The sequence below is a fragment of the Novosphingobium sp. YAF33 genome (assembly GCF_052113265.1).
GTDB lineage: Bacteria > Pseudomonadota > Alphaproteobacteria > Sphingomonadales > Sphingomonadaceae > Novosphingobium.
This window is the reverse complement of sequence record NZ_JBFRCW010000003.1, coordinates 243,950-262,075: the sequence shown is the minus strand read 5'-3', so window position 1 is coordinate 262,075 and position 18,126 is coordinate 243,950. Positions and strand designations below refer to the sequence as shown.

12 protein-coding genes, 4 tRNA genes and 1 pseudogene are annotated in these 18,126 nt (G+C 64.9%); 11 read left to right on the top strand and 6 right to left on the bottom strand.

Translation table 11 applies throughout. From position 1 onward, the window contains the following. The first annotated feature begins 38 nt into the window (after positions 1-38). The 6 genes from AB4Z00_RS08400 to prsR all read left to right on the top strand — a co-directional run bounded on the left by AB4Z00_RS08400 (position 39) and on the right by prsR (position 8,874). Positions 39-122: transfer RNA gene (locus AB4Z00_RS08400), tRNA-Leu, on the top strand. 521 nt (positions 123-643) lie between these two features. Next, positions 644-2,404, top strand: a complete 1,761-nt coding sequence (locus AB4Z00_RS08395; RefSeq protein ID WP_442045601.1) for a hypothetical protein — start codon at positions 644-646, stop codon at positions 2,402-2,404. Positions 2,405-2,475: 71 nt separating this feature from the next. Next, complete coding sequence (locus AB4Z00_RS08390) at positions 2,476-3,810, top strand: amidohydrolase (RefSeq protein ID WP_134092812.1); 1,335 nt, start codon at positions 2,476-2,478, stop codon at positions 3,808-3,810. A 185-nt stretch (positions 3,811-3,995) separates the two neighbouring features. Then, the gene (locus AB4Z00_RS08385; RefSeq protein WP_132262531.1) at positions 3,996-5,381 is read left to right on the top strand and encodes a TIGR03013 family XrtA/PEP-CTERM system glycosyltransferase; all 1,386 of its coding nucleotides are present in this window, start codon (positions 3,996-3,998) and stop codon (positions 5,379-5,381) included. Beyond that, positions 5,378-7,507: an XrtA/PEP-CTERM system histidine kinase PrsK gene (prsK, locus tag AB4Z00_RS08380; RefSeq protein WP_442045600.1), complete on the top strand. Its 2,130-nt coding sequence runs from the start codon at positions 5,378-5,380 to the stop codon at positions 7,505-7,507. The genes AB4Z00_RS08385 and prsK overlap by 4 nt, the downstream gene beginning before the upstream one ends. A gap of 2 nt (positions 7,508-7,509) precedes the next feature. Further along, positions 7,510-8,874 carry a PEP-CTERM-box response regulator transcription factor gene (prsR, locus tag AB4Z00_RS08375; protein ID WP_134092814.1) on the top strand — a complete coding sequence of 455 codons (1,365 nt, stop codon included), beginning with the start codon at positions 7,510-7,512 and terminating at the stop codon, positions 8,872-8,874. A 53-nt stretch (positions 8,875-8,927) separates the two neighbouring features. Here the strand turns inward: prsR and panB are convergent, their stop codons facing one another. Then, the gene (gene panB, locus AB4Z00_RS08370; RefSeq protein WP_132262537.1) at positions 8,928-9,797 is read right to left on the bottom strand and encodes a 3-methyl-2-oxobutanoate hydroxymethyltransferase; all 870 of its coding nucleotides are present in this window, start codon (positions 9,795-9,797) and stop codon (positions 8,928-8,930) included. A 201-nt stretch (positions 9,798-9,998) separates the two neighbouring features. Between panB and AB4Z00_RS08365 the strand changes: the two genes are divergently transcribed. Continuing rightward, on the top strand, positions 9,999-11,516 hold the full coding sequence (locus AB4Z00_RS08365) for an amino acid permease (RefSeq protein WP_132262539.1): 1,518 nt from the start codon (positions 9,999-10,001) through the stop codon (positions 11,514-11,516). Positions 11,517-11,968: 452 nt separating this feature from the next. Beyond that, positions 11,969-12,688: an extensin-like domain-containing protein gene (locus AB4Z00_RS08360; RefSeq protein ID WP_442045599.1), complete on the top strand. Its 720-nt coding sequence runs from the start codon at positions 11,969-11,971 to the stop codon at positions 12,686-12,688. A gap of 53 nt (positions 12,689-12,741) precedes the next feature. On the opposite strand, the gene AB4Z00_RS08355 is transcribed toward AB4Z00_RS08360, so the two are convergent. The 4 genes from AB4Z00_RS08355 to recJ all read right to left on the bottom strand — a co-directional run bounded on the left by AB4Z00_RS08355 (position 12,742) and on the right by recJ (position 14,985). Further along, positions 12,742-12,816 (bottom strand) — tRNA-Glu (locus AB4Z00_RS08355). Between the two features lie 37 nt (positions 12,817-12,853). Next, positions 12,854-12,928: transfer RNA gene (locus AB4Z00_RS08350), tRNA-Glu, on the bottom strand. Positions 12,929-12,965: 37 nt separating this feature from the next. Next, positions 12,966-13,040: transfer RNA gene (locus tag AB4Z00_RS08345), tRNA-Glu, on the bottom strand. 139 nt (positions 13,041-13,179) lie between these two features. Then, positions 13,180-14,985 carry a single-stranded-DNA-specific exonuclease RecJ gene (gene recJ / locus AB4Z00_RS08340; protein WP_442045598.1) on the bottom strand — a complete coding sequence of 602 codons (1,806 nt, stop codon included), beginning with the start codon at positions 14,983-14,985 and terminating at the stop codon, positions 13,180-13,182. Between the two features lie 70 nt (positions 14,986-15,055). On the opposite strand from recJ, the gene AB4Z00_RS08335 reads away from it, so the two are divergent. The 3 genes and pseudogenes from AB4Z00_RS08335 to AB4Z00_RS08325 form a co-directional block, all read left to right on the top strand. Next, entirely contained in the window at positions 15,056-15,529 is a 474-nt protein-coding gene (locus tag AB4Z00_RS08335; RefSeq protein ID WP_243840820.1) for a flavodoxin family protein, read from the top strand. 100 nt (positions 15,530-15,629) lie between these two features. Next, complete coding sequence (locus tag AB4Z00_RS08330; protein ID WP_442045597.1) at positions 15,630-16,463, top strand: hypothetical protein; 834 nt, start codon at positions 15,630-15,632, stop codon at positions 16,461-16,463. A gap of 15 nt (positions 16,464-16,478) precedes the next feature. Beyond that, positions 16,479-16,811 (top strand): annotated as a pseudogene (locus AB4Z00_RS08325) (AHH domain-containing protein); the annotation flags it as partial. A gap of 200 nt (positions 16,812-17,011) precedes the next feature. On the opposite strand, the gene AB4Z00_RS08320 reads toward AB4Z00_RS08325, so the two are convergent. Then, positions 17,012-17,962 carry an NAD(P)H-dependent flavin oxidoreductase gene (locus tag AB4Z00_RS08320; RefSeq protein WP_442045596.1) on the bottom strand — a complete coding sequence of 317 codons (951 nt, stop codon included), beginning with the start codon at positions 17,960-17,962 and terminating at the stop codon, positions 17,012-17,014. Positions 17,963-18,126 lie beyond the last annotated feature (164 nt).

Below are 18,126 nucleotides of genomic sequence, written 5' to 3'. Positions count from 1 at the left end.
CGACTCCTGTTCGAAGACAACCGGCAGCACGTGATCGTGCCCCTGTGGCGGAATGGTAGACGCGAACGACTCAAAATCGTTTGTCGAAAGGCGTGCCCGTTCGAGTCGGGCCAGGGGCACCACACGAAAAGCCGCGAACCCAGCCAGGGTCTCGCGGCTTTTTCGTATCCATGGCCGACGCTGCGGGCAGCGCGCATGCCGTCCGCGGCGTCACCGGGACAATCGCGAATGCACGGGGCACTGGCCTTTATCCTCGGGAATGGACGCGATTTAACGGTGAAACACGCATGTTTCGCGCGGCAATTTTTCTACATTGGTAATAACCTTGAAATCCCACTGCCCAGCCGCAGTGGCATGTCTTTCGTCCCTCGGGCCGCGATCGATATCGAGGTCTGCTGGAAGCCTGTTCCGAGTCGAGGAAACGAGGTTCCGGGACACCGGCGGCATTGTATCGCCGGCGCTTCCAGCAGTTCCCGGTCCGGGCGCCGGCCAAAGGCCTGGCGATGAACGGATGACGAGGAAAAGGTGCCGGGCATGAGCAAGCACCGATAACAGAGTTTTTGGAGAGCCGCTTCGGGTCGCATCAAGAAGCGCGTTTGCCAAATCGCCCCCTCCGGACTACTTTGCGCCGGAGGGGGACGACATGGAACCCAGTGCCGACGAATATCGCGACGCCCTCTCGCGCGTCGTCGCCGCCGCTACTTTCCGGTCTTCGCCGAAGCTGGCGGAACTTCTCTCCTATCTTGTCGAGCAAAAGCTGGCCGGTCATGGCGATCGGCTGAAGGGCTATCCCATCGCGCTCGACGTCTTCGGGCGAGACGAGGATTTCGATGCCTCGTCGGATTCGATCGTCCGCGTGCAGATGACCCGGCTGCGCCGCGCACTGGGCGAGTACTATGCGGGGGAGGGAGCAGGCGATCCCTTCCGTCTCGTCGTCCCCCGCGGGTCTTATGCGCCCATGCTCGAACCGGCCGCGGAACGGGGCCAGGAGGCTCGTCAGGAGCCGTTACCTGACGCGCCGGTTGACACTTCCACCTCGCCGCCAGCGCAGCAGGGGGAGGACATCGTCCGGTCGTCGAGCGCTCTGAATTTGCGCCGTCGTTCCTGGGGGCTGCTGGCGGCTCTGGCCTTGGCCGCCTCGCTCCTGATCATCTACTGGCCCGGCGGGGAGCGCGATGCCGTGCTGGTGCGCGCGGGCGAAATGCCGGACGGGCCGGTTGTCTATGTCGCGCCTTATGCGATCACCGGATCGGATCCCGCCATCGCGCGGGTGCGCGATGGGTTGCAGTTCGACCTGATCAACTATCTCGCCCAATTGCCGAACCTGGCGGTTCTTTCGCTCGACGAACGGACCGCGAAGGGCGAGCGGCAGCTCGGCGCTGGAGGCGCATTGGGGACGCAGCCGAGCCGCAAGGGGTTGCGTCCGGCCTTCGTGCTTCAGGGCTCGATAGACGGCGCGGGGTCCACGCTGCGCATCAACTCCAGCCTCGTGCGCATGCCGGGCGGGGTGGTCGTCTGGTCCGGGCGCAGCGCTCCCATCGACTATGACCCTGCCCAGATACTCAAGGTGCAGTCGAAGATCGCGCTCGGCGTCGCCTCGCGCCTCGGCCAGCCTTATGGCGTGATCCACGAGACCATGCGGCAGGATCTGGAAAACCACCGCGATCTCGGCATGGAGCGCTATTTCTGCGAGTTGGAAGCTTACGAGTTCATGCGTTCGCGCCGCGAGGGGCAGCTTGGACGCGTGAAGGATTGCTTGGAGCGGGCCGTCTACGACAAACCCAATTATTCGGACGCCTGGGCGCTGCTGTCGTGGATGCACCTCTACGAGGCGCAGGCGCACGGCATCGGCGATTCGCCTGAGGCGCTCGAGGCGGCGAAGCGTGCGGTGGCCGCCAATGCTACCAATGCGATCGGTTACGAATATCTGGCGCTCGCGCTCTACCGGCACGGAGAGGACGACGCCGCGCGCGAGGCGATCGGAAAGGCGCTGGAGATCAGCCCGAACCATTCCGAAGTCCTGGCCAATGCCGGCCGGGTGCTCGGCGCGCTCGGCGAACACGAGATTGCACCCAACCTGGCGCGCAAGGCGATCCAGCTCAATCCGGGGCATCCACCCTGGTACTGGTCGGGATTGGCGCTGGACGCGCTCTATCGCAATGAGGCGGACGAGGCCCTTCGCTATGCCCGGCTCGGCGCCGCGGATGGTGGGTTGATGTCGCGCTATCTGCTGGCTTCCGCTTACGCGCAGGCGGGCAAGGGCGCCGAGGCGCGCCGGGTGCTGGAAGAAGCGGCGCGGGCCTATCCGGGCGTATCCAAGGACCGACGGGAGGTCGTTCGCCAACTGCGCATTCCGGACTTCGCTGCCGAGCCGCTGGAGGCGCAGGGCCTGCTGACGCGCTAGGGCGCTGATGCGCGCAGGCCGGATGAGGATCCCTATTGCCGCAAGCCACGCATCTTCATACTCTTTCCGGCATGAACGCCCTTCGCACCAGCTCCGCACTCGGCCTTGTCGCCCTTGGTCTGATCGCTTCCGCAACGGCGGTTCGCGCCGAGCCGGTTCCCGATAGCATCGCACGCGACCTGCCGGGCCTGATGACGATCTACCGCGACCTGCACGCCAATCCGGAGCTGAGCTACCAGGAAGTGCGCAGTGCCGGCGTGATGGCCAAGGCGGCGCGGGAGGCAGGCTTCACCGTGACCGAGAAAGTCGGCCAGACCGGCGTGGTCGCGGTGCTCAGGAACGGCGAGGGGCCGACCGTGCTGATCCGTGCCGACATGGACGGTCTGCCCGTGGTCGAGCAGACGGGCCTTGCCTTCGCCTCGAAGAAGCGCGGCGTTTCGACGGCCGGGGTCGAGAGCGGCATCATGCATGCCTGCGGGCACGACACGCACATGACCGCCTGGATCGAGACGGCGCGGCTCATGGCGAAGCGCAAGGCGGAGTGGTCCGGAACGCTCGTCATGATCGGCCAGCCGGCCGAGGAAGTGGGCACGGGTGCGGTCAGCATGTTGCAGGACGGGCTCTATAGCCGCTTCCCCAAGCCGGACTACACGCTGGCTTTCCACGATTCGGCCGATCTTCCGGCCGGCCAGGTCGGCGCGGCCGTGGGCTGGGCGCTTGCCAATGTCGATAGCGTGGACATTCTCGTGAAGGGACTGGGCGGCCACGGCGCCTATCCGCAAGCGACCAAGGACCCGATCGTCCTGGCCAGCGCGATCGTCATGAAGCTGCAGACCCTTGTCAGCCGGGAGATGAGCCCGCTGGACCCGGCAGTGGTGACGGTGGGTTCGTTCCACGCGGGCGCCAAGCACAACATCATTTCCGACCAGGCGAAGCTGGAATTGACCGTTCGCAGTTACTCGGACGAGACCCGCGCCCATCTGCTAGAAGGCATCAAGCGCATTGCGCGGGGCGAGGCGATCGCTTCCGGCCTGCCGGACAACCTGATGCCGGAAGTCTCGGTCAAGGATCCCTATACACGCGCCACCTGGAACTCGCCCGAGTTCACGCAGGAGGCCGTTGCCGATCTCAAGACCAGGATGGGTGACGGCAATGTGGTGATCACGCCCTCGGTCATGGGCGGAGAAGATTTCGGCGAATTCCGGCGCGCGGACGAGGACCACATCAAGTCCGTGATCTTTTGGGTAGGCGGCGCCGATCCGCAGAAGATCGCCGCGGCCAAGGCGGGCGGGCCGGCTCTGCCTTCGCTGCACAGCCCGTTCTGGGCGCCCCAGGCCGACAAGGTCATCGCTTCGGGCAGCGAAGCCCTGACGCTGACGGCGCTGCGCCTCATGCCCAAGCGCTGATCGGGTTCGTGCCCGGTGCAATGCGTGTAAGGAGCACCGACAGCGCCGGCCGGAATTCGTGGGCTTTCTCGAAAGAGGGCGGCTTCCGCCCGTTTCACGGCTGTCAGATTCACCGACAGTTTACCCCTTTCGGATAAGTCTGGCCTCATTGCCGGATTCGGCTCGGAAAATGGCGCCCCGCGACGATGATTCGTCTGTTCAAACACTACATCCCGCATGCCGTGGCCCTGCTGTGGCTGGCAGACATGTTCCTGCTGCTGGGGGCGAACGAGCTTTCCTGGCGGCTGCGCGCCGGGCAGATCGGGATGGCGCTGGGCAGTCTCGTCGACCGGATCGGGCTTCACGCCGGCTTCGCGGTCGTCATCTCGCTGTCCATGGTGGCCGTGGGCGTCTACGGCGCGGAGGCCCTGCGTTCCATGCGCTTCGCGGCGGCGCGACTGCTCGTGGCGATTTCGCTGGGCGTGATCGCGCTTTCCTTCGTCGATTTCCTGTTCGCCGCGCAGAACTTCTGGCGCTCCACGCTCGCCTATTCGATGGCGTTCGCCATCGTGCTGCTGACAGCCAATCGCCTCGTCCTGGGCGGATTTCTCGGCACTTCGGCCTTCCGCCGCCGCGTGCTCGTCCTGGGGGCGGGCGATCGCGCACAGCGTCTGCGCGACCTGGCGGAGCGGCCTGAAAGCGGCTTCGTCATCGTCGGCTATGTGGCCATGAGCGATGGCGCGCCGGTGGTGGAGGAAGCCATCTCGCGCGGCGCCATCCACAATCTCACCCGCTTCGTGGACAATCTGGGCGTTACCGAAGTGGTCCTTGCGCTGGAGGAGCGCCGCAACGCGCTGCCGCTGAAGGACCTGCTGCGGATCAAGACCACGGGGGTGCATGTCAACGAGTTCTCCAGCTTCCTCGAACGCGAAACCGGGCGGGTCGATCTGGACACCGTCAATCCGAGCTGGCTGATCTTTTCCGACGGATTCTCTTCGGGACGGATGATCTCCAGCGTCGCCAAGCGTCTGTTCGACATCGTCGCCAGCGCCGTGGCGCTATGCGTAACGGCGCCGATCATCCTGCTGTTCGCGCTGCTGGTGAAGATCGACAGCCGCGGTCCGGCATTTTACCGCCAGCAGCGGGTGGGTCTGTTCGGTGAGAATTTCGACGTCATCAAACTGCGTTCGATGCGAACCGATGCCGAAGTGGCCGGCGCCCAGTGGGCTTCCAAGGACGACCCGCGCGTTACCCGCGTCGGGCGTTTCATTCGCAAGGTCCGCATCGATGAGCTGCCCCAGGCCTGGACCGTGCTCAAGGGCGAGATGAGTTTCGTCGGCCCGCGTCCCGAACGCCCGCAGTTCGTCGCGGAACTCGAGGATGCGCTGCGCTACTATGCGGAGCGGCACATGGTGAAGCCGGGCATCACGGGCTGGGCGCAGATCAACTATCCTTACGGCGCTTCCATAGAGGACTCCCGCCATAAGCTGGAATACGACCTCTATTACGCCAAGAACTACACGCCCTTTCTGGACCTGCTGATCATTCTCCAGACGCTGCGCGTGGTCCTGTGGAGCGAAGGCGCGCGATGAGCGCGGCCCGCAGCCTGGATTTCTGGACGACCGCAGGGATCGCATTCGACCTGACCGGCGCCATTGCCGTCGCCAGCCTGGCGCTCTGGCTCTGGCCTCGTCGCGGGCGCCTGGCGGGAGCCGGAGGCGCGGTCGTCGCAGCGCTTTTGGTGACGGCGGGCTGGTGCATCGCCGCGGCCGTAGGCCTCACTGCCGAAGTTCCTATGTTCGCCTCCTTCGCGGAGAGCATCCGCAATCTCGCATGGCTGGTGGCGATCTACCGGCTTTTCGCGGGCGATGGGCGTCATTCCAGCCTTGCGCCGATCCGGCCGGTGATCTTCGCGCTGGCTTTCGTCGAGACGTTGCACCTCAGCATGACGCTGGCCCTGACTTACCTCTCGGTGAAGGGCGGCCTCGCCAATCTGGGGTTCGAGATCGAGGTCATGCTGCGCCTGCTGGTCACCGTGGGCGGGCTGGTGCTGGTACACAACCTCTACGCGGGCGCACCGCGCGAAGTGCGACCGGCTTTGCGCTGGCCCGCAATCGGGCTGGCGGTCCTCTGGTCCTTCGACCTCAACCTCTACACCGTGGCTTATCTCGCGCGAAGCTGGCCGAGCGAAATCGCGGCGCTGCGCGGCATCGCGGCAATCGTGCTGGCGGGCTGCTTTGCCCTGACCGCGTCGCGCAACCGCGACGAATTGCGGCTCAAACCTTCGCGCGCGGTCACGTTCCAGACTTTCTCGCTGCTCGTCATCGGCGTCTATCTGGTCGCCATGGTGTCGGTCGCGCAGTGGCTGTCCTATGCGGGCGGCGATTTCGCGCGGCTGATCGAGATGGCTTTCCTCACGTTCGCCAGCGCGATAGCCCTCGTGGTGCTGCCCTCGCGGCGCGTGCGCAGCTGGCTCAAGGTCATTCTCGCCAAGCATTTCTTCCAGCACCGCTACGACTACCGCGAGGAATGGCTGCGCTTCACCCGGACCATCGGCAAGAACGATGACGAGACCCTCCCGCTCAGCGAGCGCGTGGTGCAGTCCCTGGCGGATATCACCTACAGCCCTGCCGGCCTGCTGCTGTGCCCGGACGAGCAGGGCGATCTCATGCTCGCTGCCCGCTGGAACTGGCCCGAAGTGGATGTGCCGGCCCTGGCCTACCCGCTCGCCGCGCTCGGACCGTTCGAGCAGACCTGCTATATCGCCGATCTCGACGAGGTGCGCGCAGGCGTCGTCGCCGAGGGTTTCGAGATCGCCGCTCCCGACTGGCTCATCGCCGAGCGCCGCGCCTGGGCGCTGGTTCCGCTGGTGCATTACGAAAGGCTCGTCGGCATGGTCGTGCTGGCGCGCCCGGCGATGGCGCGCAAGTTCGACTGGGAGGATTTCGATCTGCTGCGGGTGATCGGCCAGCAACTCGCCAGCTATCTGGCCGAGCACGCCAGCCAGGAAGCCCTGGCGGAATCGAGCCGGTTCGAGGATTTCCACCGCCGCATCGCCTTCGTCATGCACGACATCAAGAACCTGGCCAGCCAGTTCAGCCTACTCGCGCGCAATGCCGAGCTTCATGCCGACAAGCCCGAGTTTCGCGCCGACATGCTTGTCACGCTGCGCAATTCCTCGGACAAGCTCAATGCCCTGCTGGCGCGCCTCTCGCGCTATGGGGCGGGCGGCGTGGACCGGCTGCACGATGTGTGTGCCGCGGATGTCGCCCGCAGCGTGGTCGCCCGCTTCAACGGGCACCGGCAAGTCGTGCTGGGCGAAGTCCAGGACCTTGTCGCCACGGCCAATGCCCATTCGCTAGAACAGGTTCTGGTCCATCTGGTGCAGAATGGACTGGACGCCAGCCGGCCCGAGAGCCCGGTCATCCTGTCCATCCGCGTGGACGGCCTCAGCGCCCGCTTCGAAGTGGCCGATTCCGGCACCGGAATGTCGGCCGAATTCGTCCGCAACCGGCTGTTCAAGCCCTTCGTTTCCACCAAGAGCGGCGGCTTCGGCATCGGCGCCTTCGAGGCGCGCGAACTGGTGAAGGCGATGAAGGGCCGGCTCGACGTGGAATCGCGGGAAGGGCTGGGATCGCGCTTCATCGTTCGCATACCGCTGGCCGCGGCCACCGACATGTACCTCAATCGCACTGACAAGGACCAGAAGGTAGCCTGAGAATGACCGAGACCCGACCCAAGCTCCTCGTCGTCGAGGACGATGCCGGTCTTCAGGCGCAGCTCAAGTGGGCCTATGAGGATTTCGACGTGGTCGTTGCCGGCGACCGGACCTCGGCGCTGGCGCTCCTGCGCGCCGAGACGCCCGACGTGGTGACGCTGGACCTCGGCCTGCCGCCAGATCCCGACGGCACGACCGAAGGCTTTGCCGTGCTCGACGAGATCATGGCGCTGAAGCCCGACACCAAGGTGATCGTCGCATCCGGCCATGGCGCCCGCGAATCCGCGCTTCAGGCGATCGCGCGCGGCGCATACGATTTCTACCAGAAGCCGGTCGACATTGACGCCCTTGGCCTGATCGTGCGCCGCGCCCTTCAGCTTCACCGGCTCGAGGAGGAAAACCGCCGCCTCGCCTCGCGGGTCGAGAAGGATGAAAAAGTGCTCGGGAGGCTGATCACCGCGGCGCCCGAAATGGTCCGCGTGGGGCGGACCATCGAGCGGGTGGCCAACACCAATGTCTCGGTCATGCTGCTCGGCGCGAGCGGCACCGGCAAGGAACTGCTGGCGCGCGGCCTCCATGAGGCCAGCGGACGTGCCAAGCGCGAATTCGTGGCCATCAACTGCGCCGCGATCCCGGAGAACCTGCTCGAAAGCGAACTGTTCGGCCACGAGAAAGGCGCTTTTACAGGGGCGGTCAAGACCACGCCGGGCAAGATCGAGCAGGCGGCCGGCGGGACATTGTTCCTGGACGAAGTGGGCGACATCCCGCTCCAGTTGCAGGTGAAGCTGCTGCGCTTCCTGCAGGAGCGCGTGATCGAGCGGGTCGGCTCGCGCGAATCGATTCCGGTCGACACGCGCATCGTCTGCGCCACGCATCAGGATCTCGAAGCCATGATCGGGGAAGGGCGCTTCCGAGAGGATCTGTTCTACCGCCTGGCCGAGATCGTGGTGCGCATTCCCGGCCTTGCGGAGCGGCCCGGCGATGCCACCCTGCTCGCCAAGGCTTTCCTCCACCGATACGCCAAGGAAATGAACCCCAGCGTGCGCGGTTTCGCTGCCGATGCGCTGGCGGCGATCGACGCCTGGCACTGGCCGGGCAACGTACGCGAACTGGAGAATCGGGTGAAGCGCGCCGTCATCATGGCGGACGAAAAGCTGGTGGGCGCCGCCGATCTCGACCTGGCCGCTCCCGACGAGCAAGTGATCAACGCGCTCAACCTCAAGACCGCGCGCGAGCAGGCAGACCGCAAGGTCATCCGCCATGCACTCGCGCGCAGCGAAGGCAATATTTCCAGCACGGCCAAGATGCTGGGGATCAGCCGGCCGACGCTTTACGATCTGCTCAAGCAGTACGACCTGCAGAACTGATTGCCGGCGTCGGTGCCGGCCGGGGTCAGGCCGGTTCCGTTCTGGGGGCCGGCTTACTTCGGTTGATAAGTCTGTTCCGGACCGGGGAAGCTGCGTGCGCGCACTTCCTCGGCATATTTCGCGGCAGCCTCGGAAACGAGCCCGGCCATGTCGGCATAGCGCTTCACGAAACGGGGCACGCGGTCGAACATGCCCAGCATGTCTTCGGCCACCAGGACTTGTCCGTCGCACTGGGCCGAAGCGCCGATGCCGATGACCGGAATGTCGAGGCTATGGGTGAGCGAGATGGCGATCGGCTCGAGAACGCCCTCCACCACGACCGAGAAGGCGCCGGCGTCCGCTACGGCCTTGCCGTCCGTGATGATCTTGGCGTGCTCTTCCTGGCTGCGTCCACGCGCGCCGTAACCGCCCAGTGCGTTGACCGCCTGCGGGGTCAGCCCGATATGCGCCATCACCGGGATGCCGCGCTGGGTGAGGAAAGCGATGGTTTCGGCCATGGCGACGCCGCCCTCCAGCTTGACGGCCGCACAGCCGGTTTCGGCCATGATCCTTGCTGCGGAAGCAAAGGCTTGCTGCGGGCTTTCCTCATAGGAGCCGAAGGGCATGTCGACGACGACAAGCGAATGGTAGCTGCCGCGCACGACGGCGGCGCCATGAGCGATCATCATGTCAAGAGTGACGGGAAGGGTGGAGGGAAGCCCGTAGATCACCTGGGCCAGGGAATCGCCCACCAGCAGCACGTCGCAATGTTCGTCGAGAAGCTGGGCCTGGCGCGCCGTATAGGCGGTGAGCATCACCAGCGGCTCCACGGTCTTGCCTTCCACCTTGCGGCGCTGGATGGCAGGTACGGTCAGGCGCTTCATGGGCGCGGGCGTGGGGTTGGCGCGACTGGTCGCGGTGTCGAGCTGGAAGGTCGTAGACATGGATTCGCTTCTAGCGCGGGTTGGATGATGCGCAAAAGCGCATTTTCGTTGCGGCGCATCGGAACAAGGCGATGGTCATGGCCAGACTGCGGCCAAAGCGGAACAATCTCCGTAAAGCTGGGGAGCCGATAGCGTTAAGGCTTGCCATGCCGCCGCAGCCCGCTAGCGTCGGCGCATATAGAAATTCGGGGGTCGACCGCAATGTTCGGACGCGTAAAGCCGCTCGACGCCATTCTGGCGACAGCGGAAAAGAAATCACTTCACAGGACGCTGGGCGCGTTCCAACTGACGATGCTTGGCATCGGCGCCGTCATCGGCACGGGCATTTTCGTTCTGACGGCGGAAGCCGCGCAGAAGGCAGGCCCGGGCATGATGTTCTCGTTCGTCATCGCGGGCTTCGTCTGCGGTGTGGCCGCGCTTTGTTACGCCGAGATGGCAGCCATGGTGCCCGTATCCGGCTCCGCTTATACCTATAGCTATGCCGTGATGGGCGAACTGGTCGCCTGGATGGTCGGTTGGGCGCTCATTCTGGAATATGCCATTGCCGCGGGCGCCGTTTCGGTCGGTTGGTCGGGCTATTTCATCGGGTGGCTCAACAGCAGCTTCGGCATGCATATTCCGTACGATTTCGTGCGGGGGCCGTTCGACGGCGGCATCATCAACGTGCCGGCGATGCTGATCGCGGCGGCGGTGACGGCGCTGCTCATCAAGGGCACCAAGGAAAGCGCCACTGTCAACGCGGTGCTCGTGGGCATCAAGATCCTGGCGCTTACCCTGTTCGTGGCCCTGACGATTCCGATCATCCGCTCGGGTCACTTCACGCCTTTTGCGCCGCTTGGCTTCACGGGCATTTCCAGCGCCGCAGCCTCGATCTTCTTCGCCTATGTCGGCTTCGACGCCGTCTCGACGGCCGCGGAGGAAACCACCAACCCGCAACGCAACATGCCGATCGGGCTGATCGGCAGCCTCGCGATCTGCACCATCTTCTACATGCTGGTGGCGTCGGGCGTGATCGGTACCGTTGGCGCGCAGCCGGTGTTCGGCGCCAATGGCCAGGCGCTGTCGCCGGGAACGCCCGAGCTTTCGCAAGCCTGTGCGGCAATCCATGAAAATGCCGTGGTCTGCTCCAAGGAAGCGCTGGCCTGGACCCTGCGCCAGGTCGGCTATCCCTTCGTGGGCTGGCTGGTGGGCGCCGCCGCGATCATCGCGTTGCCCTCGGTCATCCTGATGATGATGTTCGGCCAGACCCGCATCTTCTTCGTGATGAGCCGCGACGGCCTGCTCCCCGAGTTCTTCTCGAAGGTGCACCCGCGCTTCCACACGCCGCACGTCATCACGCTGCTGACCGGCCTGTTCGTGACGTTGTTTGCAGCCTTCTTCCCGGTCGGCCTGCTGGCAGACGTGTCGAACTCCGGCACGCTCTTCGCCTTCGCAGCAGTTTCGATCGCGGTCATGGTGCTGCGCAAGACCGACGGCGCACGCAAGCGCCCGTTCCGGACCCCGGCCATCATGGTGACGGCGCCCCTGGCCATCATTGGCTGCATCTATCTGTTCTTCAGCCTCTCGGTGCAGACCATCGCGCTGTTCGTCGGTTGGGCCATGCTCGGCCTTCTGGTCTATTACGGCTACAGCCGTTCGCGCAGCCATGTCGGACGCGGACTGATCGAAACCCACGAGGTCGACAGCGACGCGCCGCCCCAGCCGGTGCCGCCGGTCTGAGCGGAGGCCGCGGCAACTGAAAAAGAAAAAGGGGAGCCAGATCGGCTCCCCTTTTTTTGTGCGCATCACACAGGTTTTCCGCCCATTCTCCACCGGCGATGCACCGGTTTTGCCGGAATTGTCCACAGCACCTCCATGCCGCCCAGTAGGAGGAAATTTACCTGTCGCTGCCAAAATCCCGACAGGCTTATTCAAAAACCGGACACCATCCATGTCGGCCATCAAGGCGTTGATTCCAGGGTTTCTGCTAACCTGGGTCGTTTCTCTCGTCATCGGATCCCAGGGATCGCGCGGCGGCATGCTTGCGATCACTCATACCTTCTACCAGGGCCACGAACTCTACTGGTCCTGGCCGCTGTTCTGCGGTGCAACGGCGCTGGCCTGGGCGCTCTTCGCGCTGATGGACTGAGGCCCGGCCGGAGCAAGCGCCCCTCCCATGCGTTGGGCGAGGAATGTCCTTCCCATTCGACCGTTTCATCGTCGCTGCGCTTCTGGTGGTCTGCCTGCTGCTCGCCGGGCGGGCGTGGCTGCGCGAACATCCCGGCTACGACCCCTGGACGCCCCTGAGCCTGGAGGAACAACCGGGTTGGGCCACCCCGCGAAAGCTCTCAGCCCTGCGCGCGGACCGGGGCTTGTGCCGTGCCTTTCTGGATCGCAGTGGCATCGACAAGACGGCCCTGGCGCCCACCGGCAGCGACAGTTGCCGGCGCGACGATCGCAAGGTGCTGGCCGCCCCCGCAGCCGCCGAGATCCGGCTCTCTCCGTCCCGCCCAGAGGCCACTTGCGCCGTCGATGCCGGTCTGGCCTGGTGGCTGCGACACGGCGTCCAGCCGCAGGCGGAGGCGATCTTTGGCAGCAGGGTAGTCAGGATCGAGCAACTCGGCACATATAACTGCCGCCGCATAGGCAACGGCACCAAGGGCAACTGGAGCGAACATGCCACCGGCAATGCCATCGACATTTCGGGGTTCGTGCTGGCGGATGGCAGGCGGCTGAGTGTGCGCAAGGACTGGAAGGGTTCGGTCGAAGCCGCGGCCTTTCTCCACGCCGTGCGCGATTCGGCCTGCAATGCGTTTTCGACGGTGCTCTCGCCGGACTACAACGCCGCCCACGCGGATCATCTTCATCTCGATCAGGCCAACAGAACCGCTGGCTGGCGCGCATGTCGCTGATATATCGGCAATGTCGGAGAGAAGGGGGAAGTGGGCTCTGGCCCGAAATCTGCTGGTGACCCCTACGGGAATCGAACCCGTGTTTCAGCCGTGAGAGGGCCGCGTCCTAACCGCTAGACGAAGGGGCCATATGGCCAGCATGTACCGCTGGAAGGCGGATGTAAATGGTGACCCCTACGGGAATCGAACCCGTGTTTCAGCCGTGAAAGGGCCGCGTCCTAACCGCTAGACGAAGGGGCCATGAAGCCATTTTATCCACCTTGACGCACCAACGAGATGGTGACCCCTACGGGAATCGAACCCGTGTTTCAGCCGTGAAAGGGCCGCGTCCTAACCGCTAGACGAAGGGGCCAATCGGTGTTGCGCCGGAGGCAGGACCGGCCCTCTAGCGGGGGTCCGGAGGGGGGTCAACCCCCTCATCGCGAATAATTTGAACTCTCTATGACAAGCCGGCGAAGCGGCGGCTTTGCGGGGGACGGGCGCTGCACAATTCAGCCGGCGAAGGCCGCGTCGTCGATGTGCAGTTCGGCCTGCGGACGGCTGCCCCAGTCGTCGATCTTGGCGCGTCCCGCCAGCCAGAGGCGGCGCCCTTGTGACGCGTGGAGGAGGGCCTGCCCCATCTCGGTTTCCGCCGAACGGAAGGCCATGGCCTTGAACCGGCCGCCATCCTGCCCACCGACGATCAGGCGAACGTGATCGGCACCGACCGTGTCGGCCTTGATGACGTGCACGGGTCCCACCGCCACTCTCGGCCCCGGCCAGCCCATACCGAAGGGGCCGGCGCTTTCCAGTTTCTCTACGAGTTCAGGCGTCAATCCACGCGGCGCCAGCGCCAGATCCAGCAACATCGACTGGTTGGCGCTCGCTCGCGACACATCGGCCGCCAGCAGAGCGTCGAGCCACTCGGAGAGCGCCTCGAGCTTGTCGGGGGCGACGGTGAGGCCCGCGGCCATGGCATGGCCTCCGCCCGCCACCAGAAGACCGGCCTGGCGGGCCGCGATGATGGCTGCGCCCAGGTCGACGCCGGGAATGGAGCGGCCGGAGCCTTTGCCATTTCCCGCCTCGTCGGCATCCATGGCGATGACGAGGGTGGGCTTGCCCGTCTTCTCCTTGATGCGCCCGGCGACGATGCCGATGACGCCCGGGTGCCATCCGGCGCCGGAGAGAACCATGACGGCGCGGTTATGCTGGCGCTCGATCTGTGCCTCTGCGGCTTCCTGAACCACTTGCTCGATGCCGCGTCGCTCGTCGTTGAGGCGCGAAAGCTGGGCGGCGATGTCCTGCGCCTCGTCGGGATCGGTGGTCGTCAGCAGGCGTACGCCCAGCGTGGATTCGCCGACGCGGCCGCCGGCATTGATACGCGGGCCCAGGGCAAAGCCCAGATCGGAGCACGTCGGCGCCCGGCTCAGGCGGCTTGCGTCGATCAGGGCGGCCATGCCGATGTTGTCGCGCCGGGCCATGACCTTGAGGCCCTGGGCCACGAGGGCGCGGTTGAGCCCGTGGAGGGCTGCCACGTCAGCCACGGTACCGAGCGCCACTAGGTCGAGCAGGGCGAAGAGATCCGGCTCGCTGCGCTTCTCGAAGAATCCGCGGCGGCGCAAGGTGCGAACCGTGGCCACGGCAAGCAGGAAGGCGACTCCAACGGCGGCGAGATGCCCGTGTCCAGCCGCGAGTTCGCTCTCGTCGAGGCGGTTGGGATTGACCAGCGCGGTTGCCCGGGGAAGCTCAGGCGCACACTTGTGGTGATCGACCACGATCACGTCGACGCCGGCCTGGTGCGCCATTTCCAGCGCCTCATGGGCCATGGCGCCGCAATCGACCGTGACGATCAGGCTGGAACCTTCACCGGCAATGCGGACGAGCGCCTCGCCGCTGGGGCCATAGCCTTCGAGCAGGCGATCGGGAATGTAGTAGCGGGCGTCGTGACCCAGCCCGCGCAGCAGGAGAATCAGCAGCGCCGCGCTGGTGGCGCCGTCCACGTCGTAATCGCCGTAGACGGTCATGGTCTCGCTCGTCATCACCGCCTGCGCCAGCCGTTCGGCAGCGGCATCCATGTCGCGGAACTCGGAGGGATCGGGCAGGAAAGAGCGCAGCGAAGGCGACCGATGTCGATCGAGATCCTCGCGCGGGACGCCGCGTGACAGCAGGATCTGGGTGACGATGTCGTCCTCCAGCCCGCCGCCGGAATAGCCGGAAGTGCCCTCGGACAAGTCCATGTTGCCGCCTCGCCAGCGCCAGGCCTTGCCGGTGAGCGAACGATCGATGCCGAGTACGGAAGTAACAGGTCGCGAAGCCATGGCGATCCGACTAGACTATGCGGCGAGCCGGGAAAAGGGCAGCGAGGCGATTGGAAGAGGAGAGGGTTCGATGCTGGCGATAATCTGGCACAGCCGCACCGGTGCGTCGCGTGCGATGGCGGCCGCCGTCGCGCAGGGCGCGGGCGAACAGGGCGTGCTGCTCACCGCGGCTGAGGCCATGCCCGCCATTCTGCTGGGCGCCAGGGGCTACGTTTTCGTCTGTCCGGAAAACCTGGGAAGCATGACGGGGCAGATGAAGGAAATGTTCGACCGCTGCTATTATCCCATGCTCGGCAGGGTCGAAGGCCGCCCTTACGCCACGGCAATATCTGCCGGATCGGACGGGGCCGGCGCGCTCTCGCAAATGGACAGGATCCTGACCGGTTGGAGGCTCAAGCGCGTGGCGGAGTCGCTGATCGTCAATCTCGGTGCCCAGACGATGGAGGAGATCCGCGCGGAAAAGACCGTTTCGGAGGTAGACCTCGATGCCTGTCGAAACCTTGGATCCGCATTTGCGGAAGGATTGGACCTCGGTATCTTCTGAAGATGAAACCGTTTTGGTTGCATCAGTTAGTAAACAGACTCGACGTTCGCTCTGAACTGCGTCCTTATCGTTCACGTTGAAAACGAACGAGCTGAGCATCTTGGAACAGAACACGACTTGTCTGACCGCGCCGGAAGATGGTGTGAACCACGATCCGCATGCGGCCGATCCGGCACCCGGGGACATGGAGTTGGCGCACGCCGCGCCGGGCAACGGTGTCTCGCTCTTTTTCCGACCCGGGGAGCGTCCGACCGCAGCCGCGATCGCGGCTTTGCTGGATGCCTCGAACGGGGAAATCATGGCCAGGGTCACCCATCGGCCTGCCGATGACGAGGGATGGCTGGAACTGCTCGCCAGCGGGCTGACTTTCGAGCTGACCGGCCTTGAACCCGCAGACGCTGCGGCCAGCGGCGACACGGTGCAGATCCATGGCTTCGACCGCGCGCCGCTTATGACGGAACTGGAGGCGATTCATCTTCTCCCGGGTCGACATATCGCCGGCGGTGCGGGCTTGCCGCCCGTTATCCGGACCCAGGCCGGACTGGCTGCCAGTCTCGCTCTGAAGCTGCCGGTCGCTGCGGTGGGCTGGCAATCGGCGCAAACCGTGATGGAGCCACGTTATTTCGCGCAGATCGTTGTGAATTGGCTTGCGGGCGGTACGTTTCCCGCCCTCGGGCTGACGGCGCTGCTGCGAGGCGAGGATGGCAGCATCGCAACGCGCGGGTTGTCGCGCTTTTCGGGCTGCGAGATGCAATTGGAGGGGGCTGCGGGCGAGCCGCCCTCGGAAACGCTGAAGCTGGCGATCCGGATCGTGGATTACCTCGTTCGCCAGGGCTTGATCACCGAACCGCGCGAGATCGATACGCCGAAAGGGCGGCTGCTTCTGGAGCCTTCCCGGGCGGGACGGCAGCTTTGGGTCTGGCGGCAAGCTTGATTTTCAGCCGCACCCCTGAGACGGCATCTTTCGTTTCGCTCCGTCAACCGGCGGGGCCTGCCCGATCATGACGAAGGGCTGCAACGGCATCACCTCCTCCCGCTGCAACTAGCCCGCAGACCGGGCTTTCAGCCCTTTTTCATGGCGCTCGGCGGGGTGCGGACCTGCTTCGAGGACTTCCGCCGCAACGGACTTTTGCTTCCCTGTTCTGAACTGGCTGGAATGCGACTGGGGCTGCCCCTTCATCGGGGACCTCATCGCCGTTACACACAGCTTGTCTGCGAGCGTCTGGGCCAGATCGAGGCTCGATGGTCGCGCGATCGGACGCGGGAGTCGGATCGCGCGACGGAAGTGGCGCGCTGGCGGATCGAACTGCTGCAACGCGCCTTACGGCGACTGTTGCTTGGGCAATCGACCCTTAGGCCGCTGCTCAATCGCAACGATCCGCTCAGGGCGGAATCCGATTTCCTTGAGCTGGACACCCTGGTCGAGGCGCTTTGGTCGGGAACCGAACAGGCACTGCAGCCCGGTGCGATTCCTTCGATCGTTCAGCCCATGCCGGAGCGGCTGCGCAATTCCTCGCCGGCAGCCCGGTACTGCGATTCGAACTCGGCGACCCGTTCCGCTACCGATTCGACATTGGAGATAGCACCGATGCCCTGGCCGGACCCCCAGATATCCTTCCAGGCCTTCGCTGCCGTGTTTCCTCCGGAGCCGAAGTCCATCTGGCTCTTGTCGCCTTCCGGCAAGTTGTCCGGATCGAGCCCGGCAGCCTTGATGGATGCGCGAAGGTAGTTGCCGTGGACTCCGGTGAAGAGGCTGGAATAAACGATATCGCCCGCGGTGCCGTCGACGATGGCCTGCTTGTACGCCTCAGCCGCGTTGGCTTCGCGGGTCGCGATGAAGGGCGTGCCGATATAGGCGAAGTCGGCGCCCATCGCCTGCGCCGCGAGAATGGAGCGGCCGCAAGCGATCGCACCGGACAGCGCCAGGGGGCCATCGAACCAGGCGCGGATTTCCTGCATCAAGGCAAAAGGAGACTGCGGGCCGGCATGCCCTCCTGCACCGGTCGCTACCGCGATCAGCCCGTCCGCGCCCTTTTCCACGGCCTTGCGGGCGAAACGGTTATCGATGACGTCATGCATGACCATGCCGCCCCAGCCATGGACAGCCGCATTGACCTCGGGAATGGCGCCAAGCGAGGTGATGACCAAAGGCACCTTGTGCCGTTCCAGCACTTTGAGGTCCTCTTTCAGCCGGTTGTTGCTCTTGTGGACGATGAGGTTGACCGCGAAGGGTGCGTCATAACCCTCTGTTTCTTCGCTGATTTGATACAGCCAATCGTCGAGCTGGCTGGCGGGACGAGCATTGAGCGCCGGAAAGCTGCCGACGATGCCCGAACGAACTTGCGCCACGACCAGTTCGGGCGTCGAAACGATGAACATGGGAGCGGCAATCACGGGAAGGCGCAAGCTGTCGAAGGACGCGGGCAAGGTCATGTTCAGTCCGTTTAAGCGATCGATTAAACCGGCATAGTGCCGCGCCGAAGCTCTGTCGAGAGGCGTGTCATGCCCTTCAAGCGCTGCAACGCCGGGAGGATATGAGACCGCGGACTGTGGCTTTTGAACGTAATAGACAGCAGTGTCGATCAGGAAGGCTGCAG